Consider the following 18,772-nt stretch of genomic DNA (forward strand, 5'->3'; position numbering starts at 1 on the left):
GGTTTCCCAAGATAAACATTTGCATGACAATCGGCAACCTGTACTGTCTGTCATTTAATTTGTTACATTATCAAACATTTCGGCTTTAGTTTTGTATTTTCATCCGTAACGAATTTATTTCTCATTCAGATTATATGCTTTTAATACAAAATATCAGGTTAAGTAGAATTTTAAGAAATACGTGGCACGTTGATCTGATCATGATTGCCTCTTGTACTGCGGCTTACTTTGTACGCGAGTATTTAATTGCACATCATTTCTCCATCCCATCCATTATTCCAACGGTTTTAGGTACAGCTATTGCCTTTTTTATCGGTTTTAACAATAACCAGGCTTACGATAGGTGGTGGGAGGCCCGAAAAATATGGGGAGCTTTGGTAAACGATTCCCGCTCTTTTGCAAGGGCATTGATCAATTATGTAGATGAAGAGGAGGAAAGCGTAAAACGGATGATTTATAGGCACATTGCTTTTTTATATGCTTTAAAGGCCAATTTGAGGGGAACGGTAGATGAGATTTACACCAAATATTTATCTGAGGCAGATTTAAAAGAAATAAAAAAACATAACAATGCGCATAATGCGATTTTAAACATACAATCGAGAGATTTACAGAGATTGTCAAAATCTAATGCCATTGATGGTTTTCGCTTTATCGAAATTAACGAGATGCTAACCAGGTTCTCCGATTCTATGGGCATGAACGAGCGTATTAAAAACACCATATTCCCAACTACTTATTCCTACCTTACTAAAGTATTTATCTGGTTATTTGTAGTCACATTTACCCTGGTAATCAGTCAGGATGCAGGGCCTGCAGCCATATTTTTGGGCTGGTTAATCGGTTTCGTATTTGTATCTACCCAGATTAATGGAATGAGCCTGGTTAATCCTTTCGAAAACAATTCGGCAGGTGTTCCGCTTAACCAGATTACCAGGACGATAGAGATCAATCTTTTGCAGATGCTCGAAGAAGACGAGATTCCAGAGCCTGTTAAACCGATTAATAACGAATATGTGCTTTAAACTTTAACTGTTTTCTTACCTATAAGTATGAACAAAAGAGATAAAAGCCAGAAGATAAACAGGATCACAACCGCATTCAGAATAGCTTTTGGATAACCCAGCTGTACGACATCGATAAACGGATAGGGGTATTTATTAATCAGATAACCCCTAACTACAATAAATACGACATAAAGTATTGGATAAGCAAGCCAGGTAATGGCCTGCCTGTATTGCAATGTTGATTTTTTAACGAAGAAAATCCAGAAAAACAAAAAGATCAAAGGGTTTACCACATGTAAAAGTTCATCGGCCAACCTGGCCCAACCTACAGGCGATGCCAAACCACGTAGCATGATATTGTAAATCAGACCAACCACTACAATGTAGATTGTTATAGCAGTTAAAGTGGATGCTTGAGTAAATAAACTCCCTGATTCAGCTCGTTTAACAAAAGATAAGCTGGTAAAGCAAATGGCTACGATAATATTGGTTATTACCGTAAAATATGATAAAAATACCTTAAGCGTTGCAGGATAATCATTATTCAAAAGCTGTAAACTTACATGGAATTGAAGTGCCAGGGAAAACCATACAACAAGCGCAGCACAAACAACAAAAGGCCTGAAATTTTCTTTTAAATCCATAAGCTAACACTGAGTGTGATAGAAAAGTAGGAAATTAATGTGGATGAATAAAATTTAATGCCCTTTATTACTAAGGCTTAATTTTTTCAACCTTTGATTTCAGGACTATTAATTACTTTTTAATGCAAATTTTAACTTCTCCTCAAAAAGTACCGATTTAGTTCTAAACTGAGGGTCAGAAAAGGAAATATTAGCAGTAGCGTAAATGATTTTTCCATCTTTTCCTACCAAAACATTCGACGGAAAACCATGATTGATATTGAGTTGTCTGATCTTGTCTTTGCTTAACGATACAATTTCATATTGATAACCGTTTCGTTTTCGGAAACGCCTGGCACTCGCCGGACTATCATGGGTAATCCCGATAAACCGTACAGCCTTTTTGCCATATTTAGCTACCAGGTTATTTAATTCGGGCATTTCGGCTATACAAGGCGGGCATTTTTCGAACCAAAAGTTAATCACCACTACCTGATTTTTTAAGTCGGCATTGGAGAGTTGTTGTTTATTGATGGTTAAACCGTTAAAAGGAGGTAAATCTTTACCTATTAAATCTTCAAAAAAAGTTTCCTGCGTAGCCCATTTAACAGGGGCATTTTGCGCCAATGCGGTGAAAGAAAAAACAGAGAACAATAGAATAAAGTAAATTTTCATCAGCGCTAAATATAAAAAAAAGAGGGTGTATCATAAGGGCAATTTCACCTCAAATGCTACCATGTTGTCCAAAGGAACTCCTACGGAGACCCTGTCGAAACACCTTAAAGCGTACTTAAACGGTTCCTTCGACAGGCTCAGGATGACAAACCTATCTTTATTAAAAGAGGTAAATGCATTTGCTTATTTAATCTTTTTATTTAGGTAATTAATTGCAGTATTCAGCGTTGCATCCTTATTGGCTATAAAATCTTTTACCGTTGGAATTACCTCGATATCAGGTTTTATGCCGTTGCCTACAAATTCACGCCCATCGGGATAAGTATCCTTTTTGGTACATACTCTTGCACTTCCTCCTCCAGGAAGATCAAACAAGTAAGGCTGTCCTGTACTGCCAAAAGAATTTCTGCCGATTTTCGTCATGTGTTTTTGTTTATCAGCATAAATCAAAAAGTCTTCAGCTGCTGAAGCAGTATTGTGGCCAATTAACAGTACCGTTGGAACTACAATGCGCTTTGCCGAAAGCTTATTTTTCAGCGGATAGTAATCTAAATTGTAAAAATAATTATCCTGGTAGGTTAAGAGCGCTTTTTTGTTCCATTCACTGTTTATCGTGTCCTTGGCAGAAGTATATTTCCCCCAGGCCTTAAAAGCCGAGGTTAATTGTCGGGTAGAATAACGGGCGCCATAAAGCAGGCTATCATTGGTAAGGTATTTCAATATGTAACTTCCAATCCCAGTACTTCCCCCTCCATTATTCCTTAAATCAATTATTATTGCCTTGGCTTCATACAATTCCGGGAGCTTAGTGATAAAAAGAGAATCTATTTTCTCGTCTCCAAAAGAGTTTAGTGCAACATAAGCAACCTTATTAGGATACCATTTAAAATCTAACAGCGATGATTCTGCAGGAAATGCAGGAAAAACTTCCTTTTCCTCAGTGCGTTTATGAGTCAATTTTAAGACCAAAATTTGTCCCTTTGGTTTTTTGATTTTGATTTCGAACTGACTTCCTTCAAGTCCCTGAAGCAGTTTACTTATACTCCAGTCCTGTAAAACATAATCGGTAGAGGAAGAAATATAAGGTGAAACATCTTCAGCTATGTATTTAGCGGTTGGTTTTCCATTCACCTCTATAACCTCACTTCCAACAGGAATTTCATCCTTTTTGCTTAAATTAACATGTGTAATGATCGCTTTATTCTCCACGTTTTCGATAAAGAGGCGATAATCCCCAAACATAGTATTCATTGGCTCAAAATCTTTACCATTTGGCATATAAATATTAGTATGTCCATCTTTAAGCATTGCGCAAAACCGCTGCATTTCGTGATAGTACTCGTAATCAGTTTTGGTTTCGGGAATGGAAGTAATCAATGCTTTATAGGTGCTATCCCATTTAACACGATCTACTTTGTTTAAATAAACGAAGTTATAATTTACTTCCTGCCAAAATTTTGATAACCCGTAAATTTTGTCAGCTTTTGTTAATTTATTCGACTGGGCAAAAACAGCCATAGGCAAGAGCATCAATAAAAGAATTTTCTTCATATCATTTGTTTTATCTAAAAGATTTTGCTTCAATATTTATACCACTCGAAAAATCCTCCCCGACATTAAAATTATGGCCATTTGAACAAATAGGGTGTTCGTAAACGGACACCGTATATCCGATATCGAACAATAAAGACATAAAAAAGTCCTACCAAGTTGGCAGGACTTTATAGTTTGTTTGGTTTTGAAAAATTTATTTAAAGGTAACTGAACCATATTCGGTTTTAATAGATACGTTTGCAGCACCGCCACTACCAATTTTACCAGTATATTTTTTGGTTTCATCATCTTTGCTTACCAGGTTTGAGGTTACGTTAGCGCCATATTTAAAGCCCGCATACGAGGTAGAAACATTGAAGTTAGCGTTATAACGGTCAGCAAAACCTAATCCGATACTTACATATTCGCCACCGAAGGTGAAGTTTTTGCAGGCTGGTGTAATTTCGCTCACATTTAAACGGTTATAATCCATGTTGATGTTTGCATCACCATTAAGTGAGCCTAAAGTAACATTCGAATATTCTGCTTTAACCGCAATTTTACCTGCTGATGCAATATTTAGATCGCCATAAGCCTGTTTAGCAACTGTATTGCCTCTAACCGTATTGATGTTTACTTTGGCATATTCTGCATTTAAAAGCAGGTTCCCACCAATAGTGCCAATGGTTAAACCCCTGCCATATTGCACTTTAATGTCAGCCGATTTCCTGATGGTATTGATGTTTACAGCAACATACTCGGCATCAAGTTGTAAAGTGCCCACAGCGCCAATGGTTACGGGGCCATTATATTCATGTTTTACTACTGCTGCATTCAGGTCCTGGATATCGCATTTACCATATTGAACATTGATGTAGTTATTTACATTACTTAAATTGCCAGCAACCAGATTGCCGTATTCTACCTTTAAAGAAGTTGGACCGGAAAAATTACCCAGTTCTACATTGCCATATTCTTGTGAAACCGTTAACGGGTTTACTGCTGGCATATACACCACGTAGTTTACTTTCACTTCCCTCCGCCAGGTAGTTACTCCATTTTTCACCCCACGGCCATAACGTCCGTTTCTATCACCCATGTTTGTTCTGAAAGTAACTACATCTCCGTTTTTAGTTGCATCAATACTTATCCCATCAATCAATTTTTGCGCATCATTATCCGAACTACTGTAAGCTTTAATATCTATATCAACACGCACTTCTTTTTTATCCCAGGTTTTAATGGTGATCGATCCGTATTGATTGTTTAAATTAATCTTGTCGTTATTGTCTACACTAAAACTCTTGCTAAAAGATTTAGACCGTTCGGCATCACTGCCTGTTTGATTGTATTTTACGTGATTTACGACCATCGCCAGTGTTGAAGATTTCGCCACACTTTCTACAATTACCTTCTCTGAAGGGGTATCTACCGCAACTTCTTGCGCGTTAATTTTTACGGCGATTAAAGCCATAAAGGCTAAAAATATTTTTATTGTTTTCATGTTGTTATTTGTTAAACATTTAATGGCTTAAAACCTGCCGGCTGGTAATAAGCAATTTAATGTGGTGAGCGTTCCCTAATCCGTATCAAGTATGTTGAATCAGGTATCAAGACTGATTGACTACTATTTATTGTGCTTTCTACTTCAGGCCCTAATTTTCTATTTAAATCTGGTTAACCCTTTTATAATCGTCAACCTGGTTAATAATTAATAATTGTTGTTTTAATAACTGCAGTTGTATTTCGCGGTTTTTAACCATGGCCTTTACTACAAAAGTTTGGTTGGGCGAGGTTGGCAGCTCTGCTTTTAATCTTTCATAATCTTCATCAAGCTTTTTCAGATCGGCAGTAAATTTTTTGTACAACTCCGGATTCGCAGAAGCGAAAATGGCCAAACTATCTCTTTTTTCGGTAATTAAACCTGCAAAGTGGACTTCTTTTTTGGCATATGAAGCGCTAACGTCGGCTATTTCTAAATCTTTGTTTTGTAATTTTCCTGCGTATAACCAGACTAAACCGAAAACCACCACGATAGCCGCTGCTACACTCATCCATAAATACAACTTTACCGGCTTTTTTTTCTTCTTGTTGTCTAATTCCTGTTCAATCTTTGCCCAAAGTCCTGCCGATGGCTCCATTACATCGAAAGCTTTACGGTTTTCCTTTACAAAGGTTTCTAATCTATTATTCATCTCTCATCCCTTTCTGTTCTAAAATACTTTTTAACTTCTTTTTCGCCCTCATGTACTGTGTGCGACTTGTATTTTCACTTATTTTTAAAATGTGTGCAATTTCCTCATGGTCGTAACCTTCTAAAAGGTATAAACTCAATACTACTCTATAGCCATCTGGCAATTCGGTAATGGCTGCTCTAATTTCATCAGCTTGCAACCGTACTTCACTGTCATCAAAGCTATCCTCATCAGGCACTTCCGATAGCTCATCGGTACTTACAAACTCCATCTTACGTTTACGTAAATAATTGATGGATTTATTAATCACAATCTGCTTTAACCAAAGTCCGAAAGTGGTTTCCTGCCTAAAATCAACAATTCTGGTAAAAGCATCCAAAAATGCTTCCTGTAAAACATCTTCTGCCTCTTCCTCGTAATTTAAAATGCGCAGCGCCACATTATACATGGCCTTTGCATACAGCTTGTACAAATCAAACTGTGCTGCACGGCTGCCCTGCATGCATTTTTTTACTAGCTCTAGGTTCTTATCGATGTATACGGCTTCCAAAATTTCGAATATTCTGATTATAAGACATAAGGGATTTTAAAACGTTGCATCAAGGTAGAAAAAAAGTTTAAAAATATGTTAATACAGTATTAAGATAGAATCAAATGCTCAGAAACGAAGCATGAATGATCGCTTCATTCCGTAAAAAAGTGTTTTTATATTGATAGGAAACGAGCGGTTCTGACCTCTTGGCGATTTCAGCCCTGCTTTCTGGTACGAGTTCCGATGAAGGATCGGAAGCTCTTCCCGACAATCAGGTTTATTTAACAAAGTTTGGTGCCCTGAAGCAAACCGCTGCTGTCGGGGCTACAGTACCTATGAAACACTGTCCTTTCGTTTCCAAAACCTAAAAATAATTTACAATATTAGGAAATGACTGGTTCCGTGCCCATGGCGATTTCAGCCCTGCTTTCTGGTACGAGTTCCGATGAAGGATCGGAAGCTCTTCCCGACAATCAGGTTTATTTCACTTAGGCCGGTGCTCGGAAACAAAACCGCTGTTAACTGAACCCGACAGGAGCGAGCATCCCGATTTCTTCAATCGGGATAAAGCGAATGGCGGGGCTACAGTACCTATGAAATACTAACCTTTCATTTCCAAAACCTAAAAATAATTTACAATATTAGGAAATGACTGGTTCCGTGCTCTTGGCAATTTCAGCCCTGCTTTCTGGTACGAGTTCCGATGAAGGATCGGAAGCTCTTCCTGACAATCAGGTTTATTTAACAAAGTTTGGTACCCTGAAGCAAACCGCTGTTAACTAAACCCGACAGGAGCGAGCATCCCGATTTCTTCAATCGGGATAAAGCGGATGGCGGGGCTACAGTACCTATGAAACACTGTCCTTTCGTTTCCAAAACCTAAAAATAATTATACTCAATACAAAACAAGCAGTTTCATATTGTAATATTTGTGGAAAATCAGCTACCGGACCATCATAAATTTGAAAACCCTGAAACAAACAATTAACTTCATGCCATGGAAACCGATTTAATCATTTCAGCAATAAACGAGATACACAAAAAAGCAGATCAGGCTTTAGAAAATAAAGATGTAACGGCCTATACGGCTATGTTTGATGATAGCTTAACTTATACCCCCGCAGAAGGTATCGCGCTTAATAAACGCGATTATACAATCGATTTAAAAAAGTATTTTGGTCATATTAAGAAAATCCATACCAGCTATTATCGCATTAAATCTTCTTTTGAAAACGAAGTTTTTACCGAAAAAATAGCCCGGAAATCGGTTATTTTAAAGCCGAGGCTGCTTATTTTTTCTAAAAAACAAACCATCCAGACAGAAGAAATTTACCATTGGAAAAATGTTAAAGGCGAATGGAAGGTAATCGCTATAGAAATTACCTTAGAGGAAAAGTATTAACACTCATTTTGAATGATAAAAATATTAAAGTTATATAGTTTAGTACTTGTAGTCTTCTTGACAAGTTGCAATAATAAATCTTCTTCAACAAAGATCGAACTTTTGGATACGGTTTCATTCGAAGAACTTTCTAAAATTTCATGTGAATATCTTAAAAACCAACAAGCCTACTGCCAAGACAAGTATAAAATTGGCGAGTATGAACGATGGGATTATGATCAATTAACAGGTAAACTTATATTTAGCAATAAGGGGGTACAGAAAGTTATTATTGACTATGAGGAAGTTGGATCTGTATCATTAAGATCGAATACCTGGTTGTGGGCTTGGGGTAATTCCTCGATAGAAGAAAATGTAAAAAAAGAAATAACAAGGATTAGAGCTTATGGCATTAAAAGAGGTTTTGAAAATCTTTTAACGGCCAAATGGTCTGCTGATATAGTGGATGGTTGGGATATGGCCGCAATTTCAGCGTATATTTTAAAAGCTAAAGGTGTTTATCGCGTTCCTAGCGATGATAATAAACTGTTTTCGTTTATGCTTCTCAGAAAGATTACTGTCGTAGATTCTTTACCCAAAAAGAAATAGCAGTTTTAGATGTTTTCATTTGATAGAAAAAACATAAAATCTTCTACTCTAAACTTTAAAACAAAATCGGTATTTTTGCCGCTCAATTTAGATTACAATATATGTTAAGAACAGTAACTTGTGGTGCATTAAACCTAAATAACTTAGGCGAAAGTGTTACGCTATGTGGTTGGGTACAAAAATCAAGAGATTTAGGCGGTATGACTTTTATAGACATCCGCGATCGTTATGGCATTACTCAGTTGGTTTTTAACATGGACGATAATCGTGAGCTTTGCGAAACTGCACGTACTTTAGGCCGTGAGTTTGTAATCAAAGCGATTGGTACTGTTGTAGAAAGAAGCAATAAAAACCCAAAAATGGCAACCGGTGATGTGGAGATTAAAATTTCTGCTTTGGAGATTTTAAATGCAGCAAAATTACCTCCGTTTATGATCGATGATGAAACGGATGGTGGTGACGAGTTGCGCATGAAATATCGTTATTTGGATTTACGCCGTAACCCGGTTCGTAATAACCTGGTTTTACGCCATAAAATGGCACAGTCGGTTCGCCGTTACCTTGATGCTTTAGATTTTATCGAAGTAGAAACACCTGTTTTAATTAAATCTACACCAGAAGGTGCGAGAGATTTCGTTGTGCCTAGCCGCATGAACGAAGGCGAGTTTTATGCTTTGCCTCAATCGCCGCAAACCTTCAAACAATTGTTGATGGTTTCGGGTTTCGACCGTTATTTCCAGATTGTAAAATGTTTTAGAGATGAAGATTTAAGAGCCGACCGCCAGCCTGAGTTTACCCAGATCGATTGTGAAATGTCTTTCATCGAACAAGAAGATATATTAAACACTTTCGAAGGCCTGATCCGTACTTTATTTAAAGAAGTACGCAATTACGACTTACCGGAGGTACCGCGTATGCAATATGCAGATGCGATGCGTTTATACGGTTCTGACAAACCTGATACCCGTTTTGCGATGCAGTTTGTAGAGCTTAACCACTTGGTAAAAGGTAAAGGTTTTCCGGTTTTCGATAATGCAGAATTGGTAGTGGGTATCAATGCAAAAGGTGCGGCAAGTTATACACGTAAGCAGTTAGATGAATTAACCGATTTTATCAAGCGCCCACAGATTGGTGCTACAGGATTAATTTATGCCCGCCACAATGAAGACGGAACCATTAAATCATCAGTAGATAAATTTTTTAATGAAGAAGATCTTAAACAGTGGAGCGAAGCTTTCGGCACGGAAAAAGGCGATTTATTATTGATTTTAGCTGGCCCTACCGACAAAGTACGCAAACAGTTAAATGAGCTTCGTTTAGAAATGGGTAACCGCTTAGGTTTACGCGATAAAAACACATTCTCTGCCCTTTGGGTATTGGATTTCCCGCTTTTAGAGTGGGATGAGGAAACAGAACGTTACCATGCCATGCACCACCCCTTCACTTCACCAAAACCTGAAGATATCGCCTTATTGGATACAGATCCTAAAAACGTACGTGCCAATGCTTACGATATGGTGATCAACGGTACTGAAGTTGGTGGCGGATCAATCCGTATCCACGACAGGGCTTTACAGGCTTTAATGTTTAAACATTTAGGTTTCAGTGCAGAAGAAGCACAAAAACAATTTGGTTTCTTAATGGATGCCTTTGAGTTTGGTGCACCTCCACATGGCGGTATTGCTTTTGGTTTCGATCGTTTAACTTCAATTTTTGCAGGTTTAGATTCAATCCGTGATGTGATTGCTTTCCCTAAAAACAACTCAGGCAGAGATGTAATGATCGATAGCCCAAGCACTATTGACGAGAAGCAATTGAAAGAATTGAAGATTAAAACGGATTTATAGATTCATTAGTTCACTGGTCATTGGTTCATTGGGCTGGGAGCAGAAATAGCACAGTCATAAAACAAGGTTTACAAAGGCTAAGTTTTTAATCAAAAAAGCCTCAGGATTCTAAATTCTGAGGCTTTTTAGTGATATCATTTTACGCTACGCTAACGAATGAACCAATGGCTAATGAACCATTGAACTAATACGTTTCACTATCAGGCGGGATGCCGTAATCTATAAATTTCTTTTCTTTTTTCTCTTTCTTTTTCCCCAACCAACTCTTCACAGAATTAAAAATTGCCGACAAATGTTCCGCATCAAGCGATTTACCAATTTTTCCCGAAACCAGACCTACAGCCGCTTTGGTTAAAAAACCAGCGCCTCTAAATATGGTTTTATTCATAAACATTGGTAAAAGCAACGACATAGCAGTCCCACTAATATTTAATTTTTCGTCGGCTTTAAACAGGTTACTTGGTGTAGCGTATCTTTTTATCAATGCACCCAAGGTAAATTGGTGAAAGTAAGTCTTTGAATCAGATTTAAGCATATTCTGCTTAAGGGTGTATTCAACCTTAAGTTCTAATTTTCTAGCCTGCAGGTCTTCTAGGTTACGGATGTCTTTATACCTTCTCATCTTCCTCCTTATCTGCAAGTTTATCAAAGTATCTTCTAATCGCTACATTAATAATTGCCTTTTCGATATACTTATCTTTAGTTAAATAAACACCTAATGCCAATATAATATAGAATAAGGAAACGCAACCAAAGCCTCCGGCATAGCTACCTAAAAGATCAGACAGATAAAGCGCCAAAGTTACTGAGCCAAACAAAAAGGCTAATATAAAACAAACAATAACTACCGTACTGGTTACTAAATCGGCAAAAACTTTAGAGATTTTTTCTACCAGGTAAAGTCTCGTATACTCAACCCTGGCCTCTAAAAAACCCTTGGCATCGTCTACAAGATCTTCAATGCTTTTATCTTTATTTTCCTGCATAATTCAGATTGATATTTAACCGGGCAGTTGCCCGGCTATGCAATGTTTTATTTATTACGCGTGTTCTACGTCGTCACTGTATTCTTCTTCTACGCTTCTTAATTTCGTTTTGATCGAGCTTACCACTTTATCCTTTAAGCTGGCAAGGTGGTTAATTTCATCAGCAGCTTTATCTTTGATAGAATCGCCCAAATCTTTTAGAGATTGGCTTAATTTATCGCGGGTTTCATCACCTTTATCTGGTGCGAACAAAATTCCTAGAGCCGCACCAGCAGCTAATCCTGCTAAAAGCGCAACTACAACTTTTGAGTTATCATTCATAATTAATGTATTTTAAGGGTTTAACAATTATGTACAATATAAAGCTACTATATTATTTATTGTTAAGCTATATTTATAACTCCGTATGCTCGTTATTTGTTTTAATTCTTTCCAATCTTTCTGATGCAAGCGTACTGGTTTCGTAAATCTTAACGAGCAATATAAAATAAGATAACAGTAGCGGGCCAAAAACAAGGCCTAATATTCCAAATAAAGGAATACCAATAATTACGCCAATTACTGTAATTATGGGGTGAATATTGCCAACTTTTTTTGCAATGATAAACCTGAGCACATTATCGATATTGATGATGACTACAAAACCAAAAATAAGCATAGCCCAGCCAGCAAAATTATTCCCATTCGCAATCTGCAAAATCGCAGCTGGAACAAATACAACCGGTGGCCCCAAAACGGGCACAAAAGAAATAAATGTTGTAATAACCCCCCAAAATACAGGGTCTTTATAGCCCAAAACATAAAAAGAAAGACTCAAAAGCGAACCTTGAACCAGGCAGATCAGCCCTTGCCCCAATACATTCGCATAAGTTGTATTTCGCATTTCATCCCCAAATCGAAGTGCATTCTGTTCTCTGAAGGGTGCATATTTAATCAATGAAAATTCGAATTTTCTCCGCTCTATTAACATAAAGTAGAGTAAAAAGTACATCACCAATAAACTTAATATAATATTTACTGCACTCGATATTAAGGATGGGAAAAGCTGAGTGGCCCAATTCCCTAAGCGGTTTAATCCTTCCTGAATAAGATCCTGATTAATTTTGACTGGAATAAGATGCTGTAATTTAACCAGCAGATTCCTGAAAAAAACCTCATTGTTCCTCAATTCCGAAATTTTACTGATCACCATACTGCTCAATGCGTAAAAAGGCATTACAATGAGTATGATAGAGATGGTGATAAGGAAAATAGCCGTTACTCTTTTATTCCAGCCTTTATGCTCTGCTAAATGGATATATGCCGGCCGCATGATCGTATAAAGCACTAAAGTGCTTAAAATAGCACTAAAAATACTTTGCAAAGAATATGCGATTAACACCCCAAGCGCAATAATTATGACCAGGTTAATGTTATTGCGTTGCTTATAAGAGAATACTGACATATTTAGATAATAAGGGTATTCTTTAAATGCTAAAATGGCCGATTTTGTTTTTCTAGATTTAAAATTTATATCCTATCATCAACCTCAATAAATTTGATTTTATTGTAAAGTGTTTTTCTGTCGATATTTAAGATTTTTGCCGCCTTGGTTTTGTTGAAATTAACCGCTTTTAGCACTTCTAAAATAGCAGTATATTCGGCTTCTTTGGCAGTATTCCGCAAATTAAGTGATTTATCATTATTTAATTTTAGTGGCAAAAGAAGCGCATTTTTTTCATGCTGTACCTTAGGATGATCAGTCATTCTAAACTCTAGCGGTAAAACATGAGCTTCTATCCAATCATCATCGGTTAATAAAGCAATCCGCCTGATAACATTCTTCAGCTCACGTACATTACCTGGCCAATTGTATGCTAATAAACATTTCTTTGCTTCATCAGAAAAGCCTTTAATCTTTTTATTCAATTCTTTGTTTACCGTGGCCAGAAAACCCTCAGCAAAGATAAGGATATCATTATCGCGGTGTTTCAATGATGGAACGTGTATAGAAAATTCATTAAAGCGGTGATATAAATCTTCCCTGAAGACACCTCTTTGAATCCCTTCTACTAAATTTTCATTTGTAGCTACAATAAGCCGCACATCCAGATCAATCTCCTTTGTACTTCCAATCCGCTTTATTTTCCGCTCTTGAACTGCCCTGAGTAAAGTTGCCTGGATCTCATATGATAAATTACCGATCTCATCAAGAAATAATGTACCGCCATTAGCTTGCTCAAAGTGACCAATTTTAGTGAAGGCCGCTCCAGTAAATGCCCCTTTCTCATGTCCAAAAAATTCACTGGCAGCTAAATCTTTTGTTAGAGAACCACAATCCATGGCGATGAAAGGTTCTTTGGCACGCGAACTATTTTGGTGAATGGTTTTAGCAACACATTCTTTCCCTGTCCCACTTTCTCCCGTTAAAATGACCGTGTATCCTGTTCGTGCGATGAGTTGGATTTGTTTCAGTAAAAGCGCTGAAGCATCGCTCTCCCCATTTATATACTCCGGGCCGTTTAGAAAATCGGAAATAACACTACGATCAGCGTGTTCAAAATTTTTAGGCGATTTTGAATCCTCTTGCGCTTCAAGGGCTTTATTTATGATATTTAAAATTTCATCCGGGTAGAGCGGTTTCACAATATAATCGTAAGCTCCTAGTTTTATCAATTCTACGGCAAGCTTAATATCAGAATAGCCTGTAATGATAATCACAGCAGTTGCCGGATAGTTTTCCTTAATGTGGATTAAAATCTCCTTCCCATCTGTATCATCCAAACGATAATCGCATAATACCAAATCGAATCTCTCTTTTTCAAGAATTTGTAAAACCGTTCTACCGCTTGTTACATTCGAAACTTCAAATCCATTTTTAGTTAAAAATTTGCAGAGCAATAAACCGATGCTAATTTCATCGTCAACAATGAGTATCTTCTTTTTCATGAGTAGCGTTATTAAATATAAAAACCCATAGGGTGTGGTAAGCACATTAGGGTTAATAATTATTTAACATAATTACTCAAAAAAAATTGCATTGAAAAATTTTTGCAACACTTTCGTTACACCGTACATCAAATTAATACTACACACAAATGCTATTTTCCAGAAAAATTTGCTTTTCTCTTTTCAATAAACGCAATTACCCCTTCCTTAAAATCGGCAGTTTCGAAACATTTGCCAAATTCTTCAATTTCGGTAGCGTAACCATTGCTGTTATTTACAGATGCGATTACAGATTTTATTGCAGCCGAAATAGCCAGCGGTGCGCGCTGCTTAATAACATTCAGCATCTCTTCAGCCTTGCTAATTAGATCGGGCTGTGGAACAACATAATTTACGAGGCCTATTTTTTCTGCATCCGAAGCGGTAATCATGTTTGCAGTCGTAATCATTTCTATTGCTTTACCTTTTCCAACCAATTGTGTAAGGCGCTGGGTACCGCCATAACCCGGAATTAAACCTAAAGTAACTTCAGGTAAACCTAATTTCGCATGATCTGATGCGATGCGCATGTGGCAGGCCATAGCCAACTCCAGTCCTCCACCCAAGGCAAATCCATTAATTGCTGCAATAAATGGCTTTGAAGAATTTTCAATGGCATTAAAAACCAGATCATGACCACGTTTTGCTAAATCTTCTCCCTGTTTACCACTATAATCGGAAAACTCTTTAATGTCAGCTCCCGCAACAAAGGCCTTTTCACCTGCTCCGGTTAAAATAACACCTCTTACCTGGTCGGTTTTGCCTGCGAAAGCAATTACATCCGCCAGTTCAGCCAAAGTATCTTTGTTTAAAGCATTCAGCGCTTTTTCACGGTTTATGGTAACGTATAAAATGTTTTCTTTTATCTCTGAAATTAAATTCTGGTATGCCATAGCTTAAAAATTTCTGTTTTCTGTAACCCAATTCTTAATATATTCTACAATACTTGCCATTGTTGTACCCGGCGGAAATAGCTCCCCAACCCCCATATCTGCAAGTTTTAACCGATCTGCCTCAGGGATAATCCCTCCGCCGGTTAATAACACATCATCTAACTGTTTTTCTTTCATAAAATGAATAATCTTTGGGAAAACCGTCATATGTGCGCCCGATAGGATAGAAATCCCAATGGCATCAACATCCTCCTGAAGCGCTGTGTTTACCACCATTTCCGGTGTTTGGCGCAGACCGGTATAAATTACCTCCATACCTGCGTCCCGTAAGGAAGTTGCGATTACTTTGGCCCCTCTGTCATGGCCATCCAATCCAACTTTAGCTACTAAAACGCGGATAGGCCGATTTAATACTTTGCTCATCATTCATATTAAGTTGACGTAAATGTATAGAATTTATTAAAGTAATGTAGAAATAGTTGATGGAACATGTAATGAGCCTGCCTTCGCTAATTAGTCTAAAGTATTGATATCAACCACGGTTATTTTTACTGAATGAGCCAATTCTTCCATCCAATAATTCAGTTATTCTACTATTCAATCATTGTTTATCTGTATTTAATCGCAATTAATGCACGCTTAGGCTATCAACCATAGGCTAATAAACCTATAATCATTGTATAAATCCGCTCAATCTTTTTACATTTGCATTCCTAATTTACAGGTTTTTATGAGTGAAGAGAAGTCATTGAACTTTATTGAAGAAATTGTTGAGAACGACTTAAATAGTGGTAAGTATGAAACTTTGGTTACGCGTTTCCCGCCTGAACCTAATGGTTATTTACACATTGGCCACGCTAAAGCAATATGCTTAAACTTCGGACTAACACAAAAATACGGCGGCTATACCAATCTGCGTTTTGACGATACCAATCCGGTAACAGAAAAAACAGAATATGTAAACAGTCAGCAAGAAGATATCAGATGGTTGGGTTTTAACTGGAAAAATGAATTATATGCTTCAGATTATTTTGATGAGCTATATGGTTTTGCCGTTAAACTGATCGAAAAAGGTCTGGCTTATGTTGACGAGAGTTCTGCAGATGAAATTGCAGCTTTAAAAGGCACGCCAACAGAACCAGGACAGGACAGCCCATACCGTAACCGCAGCATTGAAGAAAATTTAGACATTTTCACTAAAATGAAAAATGGCGAATTTGCCGATGGTGCTTATATTTTGAGAGCAAAAATCGACATGGCCAGTCCGAATATGTTAATGCGCGATCCGATTATCTATCGTATTAAACATGCTGAACATCACCGTACTGGCAACAAATGGTGCATTTACCCGATGTACGATTTTGCTCACGGACAAAGCGACAGTATCGAAAACATCACACACTCGATCTGTACATTGGAATATGTTTCGCACCGTGAACTGTACGATTGGTTTATCGAAAAATTAGAGATTTTTCCTTCGAAACAATATGAATTTGCCCGTTTAAACCTTACCAGCACGGTGATGAGTAAACGTAAGTTACTTCAGCTGGTTAACGAAAACTTAGTAAATGGATGGGACGATCCGCGTATGCCCACAATTAGTGGTTTGCGCAGGAGAGGTTTTACACCAAAAAGCGTACGTGAGTTTTGCGAACGTATTGGTATCGCCAAACGCGAAAATTTAATTGAGTTAAGTTTATTGGAATTTTGTATCCGCGAAGATTTAAATAAAACGGCTAATCGTGTAATGGCAGTTTTAGATCCGATTAAGCTGGTGATTACAAATTACGAAAAAGGAACAGAAGATTTAATCGGCGAGAACAATCCAGAGGCAGAAGATGGTGGTGGTACGCGTGTGATCCCTTTCAGCAATGAACTTTGGATAGAGCGCGAAGATTTTATGGAAGTACCGGCAAAAAAATGGTTCCGCCTGGCACCTGGTGCAATGGTACGCTTAAAATTCGCCTACATTGTTAAGTGTGAAGATTTTGTGAAAGATGACAATGGAAACGTTACCGAAATTCATTGTACCTACATTCCAGAATCGAAAAGTGGAAATGATACCAGCGGCATAAATGTTAAAGGAACCATTCACTGGGTAAGTGCTCCACATGCCAAAACTGCCGAGATCCGTTTATACGACCGGTTGTTTACTTCTGAAACACCAGATGCTGAGGAAGGCGATTTTAAAGATTATTTAAATCCTGAAAGTTTGACGGTTTTACCTAACGCTTACATCGAACCGGCATTGGCAGACGCAGATTTAGAAAGCCGCTATCAGTTTATCCGTAAAGGTTATTTCTGTTTAGATAAAGATTCTACTGCAGATAAATTGGTTTTTAACCGCACAGTTACATTAAAAGATACATTTAAGAAGCCGAATTAATTAGCTTTTTAAACCACAGATCAACACGGATGAACACGGATTTTAGTGTTCATCTGTGAATTTTTTATTAGGTGGTCAACTGATTAATTGTTTGAATCGGTTAACTGGCTTCAACCGTCCAACTTTTGGAAGGGTTGGTATATCCGTTTGCACCCATGAACTTCGGACCTCTGTCCTCGAACTTCTTTACGCTAACCGCCAAACGCTGCTCGCTTAATACTTCATATACACATTATACAGTACTAATATATCTACTGGTGTTAAAGTAGGCGTAATATCACTCTGTATAAAATGGATTTTGAAAGCAGTGATTGCCGCAGGGAGATTACTGGTATCGTAACCAATGTATTTTAGGGCCATTTCGGTATTAAAATCTAGCGGAGGGTTTTTCAACACATCATCATACCAATAGCCAAAACCTTTATCCGCCAGTTTTTTCCAGGGGAAATTTTTAGGATCATTTTTCCGTTTAGGTGCTATATCGGCATGGCCAATAAAATTCGCCGTCGGGATGCCATAGGTTTTCTTTAAAGTGGCCAACAGCTTGAGCAAACTATTGATCTGCGCATCAGGCCATGGATCAGTTAAACCATTATTATCCAGCTCAATGCCAATCGATGAAGAATTCAGGTCGGTATCTTTCCCCCATTTACTCACTCCAGCATGGTTTGCGCGTAGATAATCATTCACCATATGCACTACTTTACCATCACGGCTGATCACATAATGGGCACTTGTGCCTGCCTTAGTTGAAAAAAATGTCTTTATGGTCTGCGCCAAACTATCTTGCGCAGTATGATGGATCACCACAAAATTTGGTTTACGTATCCCAAAATTTACAGAACCAATCCATTCCTGGTTTGTTGCTCCTAATGAATCGTAAAGTTGACCAGCTGGTGGCGTGGTGTTGATTATTTTCGAAAAATCCTTTGCCTTTTCCTTATAGATTTTTTCTGTTGCGGCGTATTTGCTGCTTCCGCAGGCAGATAGAATAAGTACAAGAGAAAAAGCGGAAATAGAGAATGATTTTGATGACTTGGAAAATAACATGGTATGAATTGTTAGTAAGTTGAAGTTACAAAGTTATCTTAAACTTCGCCCAATGCATCAAACTTTATACAAAGCTTTCAAAATTTAC

Annotated in this window: 19 protein-coding genes; 5 read left to right on the plus strand and 14 right to left on the minus strand. The window is 37.6% G+C overall.

From position 1 onward, the window contains the following. The first annotated feature begins 134 nt into the window (after window positions 1-134). Window positions 135-1,025: a bestrophin family protein gene (locus tag ACN9MR_RS22110; protein ID WP_426326658.1), complete on the plus strand. Its 891-nt coding sequence runs from the start codon at window positions 135-137 to the stop codon at window positions 1,023-1,025. On the opposite strand, the gene ACN9MR_RS22115 is transcribed toward ACN9MR_RS22110, so the two are convergent. From ACN9MR_RS22115 to ACN9MR_RS22140, 6 genes are all read right to left on the minus strand, one after another. Further along, window positions 1,022-1,651 (minus strand): Pr6Pr family membrane protein, encoded by a 630-nt coding sequence (locus ACN9MR_RS22115; RefSeq protein ID WP_426326662.1) that lies wholly within the window; start codon window positions 1,649-1,651, stop codon window positions 1,022-1,024. The genes ACN9MR_RS22110 and ACN9MR_RS22115 overlap by 4 nt on opposite strands. A gap of 108 nt (window positions 1,652-1,759) precedes the next feature. Then, window positions 1,760-2,305 (minus strand): TlpA family protein disulfide reductase, encoded by a 546-nt coding sequence (locus tag ACN9MR_RS22120; protein ID WP_426326685.1) that lies wholly within the window; start codon window positions 2,303-2,305, stop codon window positions 1,760-1,762. Between the two features lie 183 nt (window positions 2,306-2,488). Continuing rightward, on the minus strand, window positions 2,489-3,856 hold the full coding sequence (locus ACN9MR_RS22125) for a S41 family peptidase (protein WP_426326687.1): 1,368 nt from the start codon (window positions 3,854-3,856) through the stop codon (window positions 2,489-2,491). Between the two features lie 196 nt (window positions 3,857-4,052). Then, window positions 4,053-5,342 carry a hypothetical protein gene (locus ACN9MR_RS22130; RefSeq protein WP_426326689.1) on the minus strand — a complete coding sequence of 430 codons (1,290 nt, stop codon included), beginning with the start codon at window positions 5,340-5,342 and terminating at the stop codon, window positions 4,053-4,055. 163 nt (window positions 5,343-5,505) lie between these two features. Continuing rightward, window positions 5,506-6,033 carry a hypothetical protein gene (locus ACN9MR_RS22135; protein WP_426326691.1) on the minus strand — a complete coding sequence of 176 codons (528 nt, stop codon included), beginning with the start codon at window positions 6,031-6,033 and terminating at the stop codon, window positions 5,506-5,508. Further along, complete coding sequence (locus ACN9MR_RS22140; protein WP_426326693.1) at window positions 6,026-6,535, minus strand: RNA polymerase sigma factor; 510 nt, start codon at window positions 6,533-6,535, stop codon at window positions 6,026-6,028. The genes ACN9MR_RS22135 and ACN9MR_RS22140 overlap by 8 nt, the downstream gene beginning before the upstream one ends. 1,027 nt (window positions 6,536-7,562) lie before the next feature. On the opposite strand from ACN9MR_RS22140, the gene ACN9MR_RS22145 reads away from it, so the two are divergent. The 3 genes from ACN9MR_RS22145 to aspS all read left to right on the plus strand — a co-directional run bounded on the left by ACN9MR_RS22145 (window position 7,563) and on the right by aspS (window position 10,402). Beyond that, window positions 7,563-7,967 (plus strand): hypothetical protein, encoded by a 405-nt coding sequence (locus tag ACN9MR_RS22145; RefSeq protein ID WP_426326695.1) that lies wholly within the window; start codon window positions 7,563-7,565, stop codon window positions 7,965-7,967. Between the two features lie 12 nt (window positions 7,968-7,979). Beyond that, window positions 7,980-8,555 (plus strand): DUF6882 domain-containing protein, encoded by a 576-nt coding sequence (locus ACN9MR_RS22150; RefSeq protein ID WP_426326697.1) that lies wholly within the window; start codon window positions 7,980-7,982, stop codon window positions 8,553-8,555. A 101-nt stretch (window positions 8,556-8,656) separates the two neighbouring features. Continuing rightward, complete coding sequence (aspS, locus tag ACN9MR_RS22155) at window positions 8,657-10,402, plus strand: aspartate--tRNA ligase (RefSeq protein WP_426326699.1); 1,746 nt, start codon at window positions 8,657-8,659, stop codon at window positions 10,400-10,402. Window positions 10,403-10,586: 184 nt separating this feature from the next. Here aspS and ACN9MR_RS22160 read toward each other — a convergent pair whose 3' ends face one another. The 7 genes from ACN9MR_RS22160 to ACN9MR_RS22190 all read right to left on the minus strand — a co-directional run bounded on the left by ACN9MR_RS22160 (window position 10,587) and on the right by ACN9MR_RS22190 (window position 15,674). Continuing rightward, window positions 10,587-11,024 (minus strand): hypothetical protein, encoded by a 438-nt coding sequence (locus tag ACN9MR_RS22160; RefSeq protein WP_057930798.1) that lies wholly within the window; start codon window positions 11,022-11,024, stop codon window positions 10,587-10,589. Further along, complete coding sequence (locus tag ACN9MR_RS22165; protein WP_426326701.1) at window positions 11,011-11,388, minus strand: phage holin family protein; 378 nt, start codon at window positions 11,386-11,388, stop codon at window positions 11,011-11,013. The genes ACN9MR_RS22160 and ACN9MR_RS22165 overlap by 14 nt, the downstream gene beginning before the upstream one ends. A 54-nt stretch (window positions 11,389-11,442) precedes the next feature. Beyond that, window positions 11,443-11,709 carry a YtxH domain-containing protein gene (locus tag ACN9MR_RS22170; protein ID WP_057930800.1) on the minus strand — a complete coding sequence of 89 codons (267 nt, stop codon included), beginning with the start codon at window positions 11,707-11,709 and terminating at the stop codon, window positions 11,443-11,445. A 73-nt stretch (window positions 11,710-11,782) separates the two neighbouring features. Beyond that, window positions 11,783-12,832 carry an AI-2E family transporter gene (locus ACN9MR_RS22175; protein WP_426326704.1) on the minus strand — a complete coding sequence of 350 codons (1,050 nt, stop codon included), beginning with the start codon at window positions 12,830-12,832 and terminating at the stop codon, window positions 11,783-11,785. A gap of 65 nt (window positions 12,833-12,897) precedes the next feature. Continuing rightward, window positions 12,898-14,316 carry a sigma-54-dependent transcriptional regulator gene (locus ACN9MR_RS22180; protein WP_426326706.1) on the minus strand — a complete coding sequence of 473 codons (1,419 nt, stop codon included), beginning with the start codon at window positions 14,314-14,316 and terminating at the stop codon, window positions 12,898-12,900. A 152-nt stretch (window positions 14,317-14,468) separates the two neighbouring features. Next, entirely contained in the window at window positions 14,469-15,248 is a 780-nt protein-coding gene (locus tag ACN9MR_RS22185; RefSeq protein WP_426326708.1) for an enoyl-CoA hydratase/isomerase family protein, read from the minus strand. Between the two features lie 3 nt (window positions 15,249-15,251). Next, window positions 15,252-15,674, minus strand: a complete 423-nt coding sequence (locus tag ACN9MR_RS22190) for a cobalamin B12-binding domain-containing protein (RefSeq protein ID WP_426326710.1) — start codon at window positions 15,672-15,674, stop codon at window positions 15,252-15,254. 304 nt (window positions 15,675-15,978) lie between these two features. Here ACN9MR_RS22190 and ACN9MR_RS22195 point away from each other — a divergent pair, with 304 nt between their 5' ends. Next, entirely contained in the window at window positions 15,979-17,634 is a 1,656-nt protein-coding gene (locus ACN9MR_RS22195) for a glutamine--tRNA ligase/YqeY domain fusion protein (RefSeq protein WP_426326712.1), read from the plus strand. A 213-nt stretch (window positions 17,635-17,847) separates the two neighbouring features. On the opposite strand, the gene ACN9MR_RS22200 is transcribed toward ACN9MR_RS22195, so the two are convergent. Beyond that, a complete protein-coding gene (locus ACN9MR_RS22200; protein ID WP_426326714.1) occupies window positions 17,848-18,684 on the minus strand; it encodes an N-acetylmuramoyl-L-alanine amidase in 837 nt (278 codons plus the stop codon). Between the last annotated feature and the right edge of the window lie 88 nt (window positions 18,685-18,772).

Source organism: Pedobacter sp. R-06, from assembly GCF_049913135.1.
Lineage (GTDB): Bacteria > Bacteroidota > Bacteroidia > Sphingobacteriales > Sphingobacteriaceae > Pedobacter.

Coding starts and splice junctions, on each gene's coding strand:
- ACN9MR_RS22125 (WP_426326687.1), bottom strand. CDS start 3,856: ATGAAGAAAATTCTTTTATTGATGCTCTTGCCTATGGCTGTTTTTGCC.
- ACN9MR_RS22170 (WP_057930800.1), bottom strand. CDS start 11,709: ATGAATGATAACTCAAAAGTTGTAGTTGCGCTTTTAGCAGGATTAGCT.
- aspS (WP_426326699.1), top strand. CDS start 8,657: ATGTTAAGAACAGTAACTTGTGGTGCATTAAACCTAAATAACTTAGGC.
- ACN9MR_RS22175 (WP_426326704.1), bottom strand. CDS start 12,832: ATGTCAGTATTCTCTTATAAGCAACGCAATAACATTAACCTGGTCATA.
- ACN9MR_RS22130 (WP_426326689.1), bottom strand. CDS start 5,342: ATGAAAACAATAAAAATATTTTTAGCCTTTATGGCTTTAATCGCCGTA.
- ACN9MR_RS22195 (WP_426326712.1), top strand. CDS start 15,979: ATGAGTGAAGAGAAGTCATTGAACTTTATTGAAGAAATTGTTGAGAAC.
- ACN9MR_RS22150 (WP_426326697.1), top strand. CDS start 7,980: ATGATAAAAATATTAAAGTTATATAGTTTAGTACTTGTAGTCTTCTTG.
- ACN9MR_RS22180 (WP_426326706.1), bottom strand. CDS start 14,316: ATGAAAAAGAAGATACTCATTGTTGACGATGAAATTAGCATCGGTTTA.
- ACN9MR_RS22185 (WP_426326708.1), bottom strand. CDS start 15,248: ATGGCATACCAGAATTTAATTTCAGAGATAAAAGAAAACATTTTATAC.
- ACN9MR_RS22115 (WP_426326662.1), bottom strand. CDS start 1,651: ATGGATTTAAAAGAAAATTTCAGGCCTTTTGTTGTTTGTGCTGCGCTT.
- ACN9MR_RS22160 (WP_057930798.1), bottom strand. CDS start 11,024: ATGAGAAGGTATAAAGACATCCGTAACCTAGAAGACCTGCAGGCTAGA.
- ACN9MR_RS22145 (WP_426326695.1), top strand. CDS start 7,563: ATGGAAACCGATTTAATCATTTCAGCAATAAACGAGATACACAAAAAA.
- ACN9MR_RS22135 (WP_426326691.1), bottom strand. CDS start 6,033: ATGAATAATAGATTAGAAACCTTTGTAAAGGAAAACCGTAAAGCTTTC.
- ACN9MR_RS22140 (WP_426326693.1), bottom strand. CDS start 6,535: ATGCAGGGCAGCCGTGCAGCACAGTTTGATTTGTACAAGCTGTATGCA.
- ACN9MR_RS22165 (WP_426326701.1), bottom strand. CDS start 11,388: ATGCAGGAAAATAAAGATAAAAGCATTGAAGATCTTGTAGACGATGCC.
- ACN9MR_RS22120 (WP_426326685.1), bottom strand. CDS start 2,305: ATGAAAATTTACTTTATTCTATTGTTCTCTGTTTTTTCTTTCACCGCA.
- ACN9MR_RS22190 (WP_426326710.1), bottom strand. CDS start 15,674: ATGATGAGCAAAGTATTAAATCGGCCTATCCGCGTTTTAGTAGCTAAA.
- ACN9MR_RS22110 (WP_426326658.1), top strand. CDS start 135: ATGCTTTTAATACAAAATATCAGGTTAAGTAGAATTTTAAGAAATACG.
- ACN9MR_RS22200 (WP_426326714.1), bottom strand. CDS start 18,684: ATGTTATTTTCCAAGTCATCAAAATCATTCTCTATTTCCGCTTTTTCT.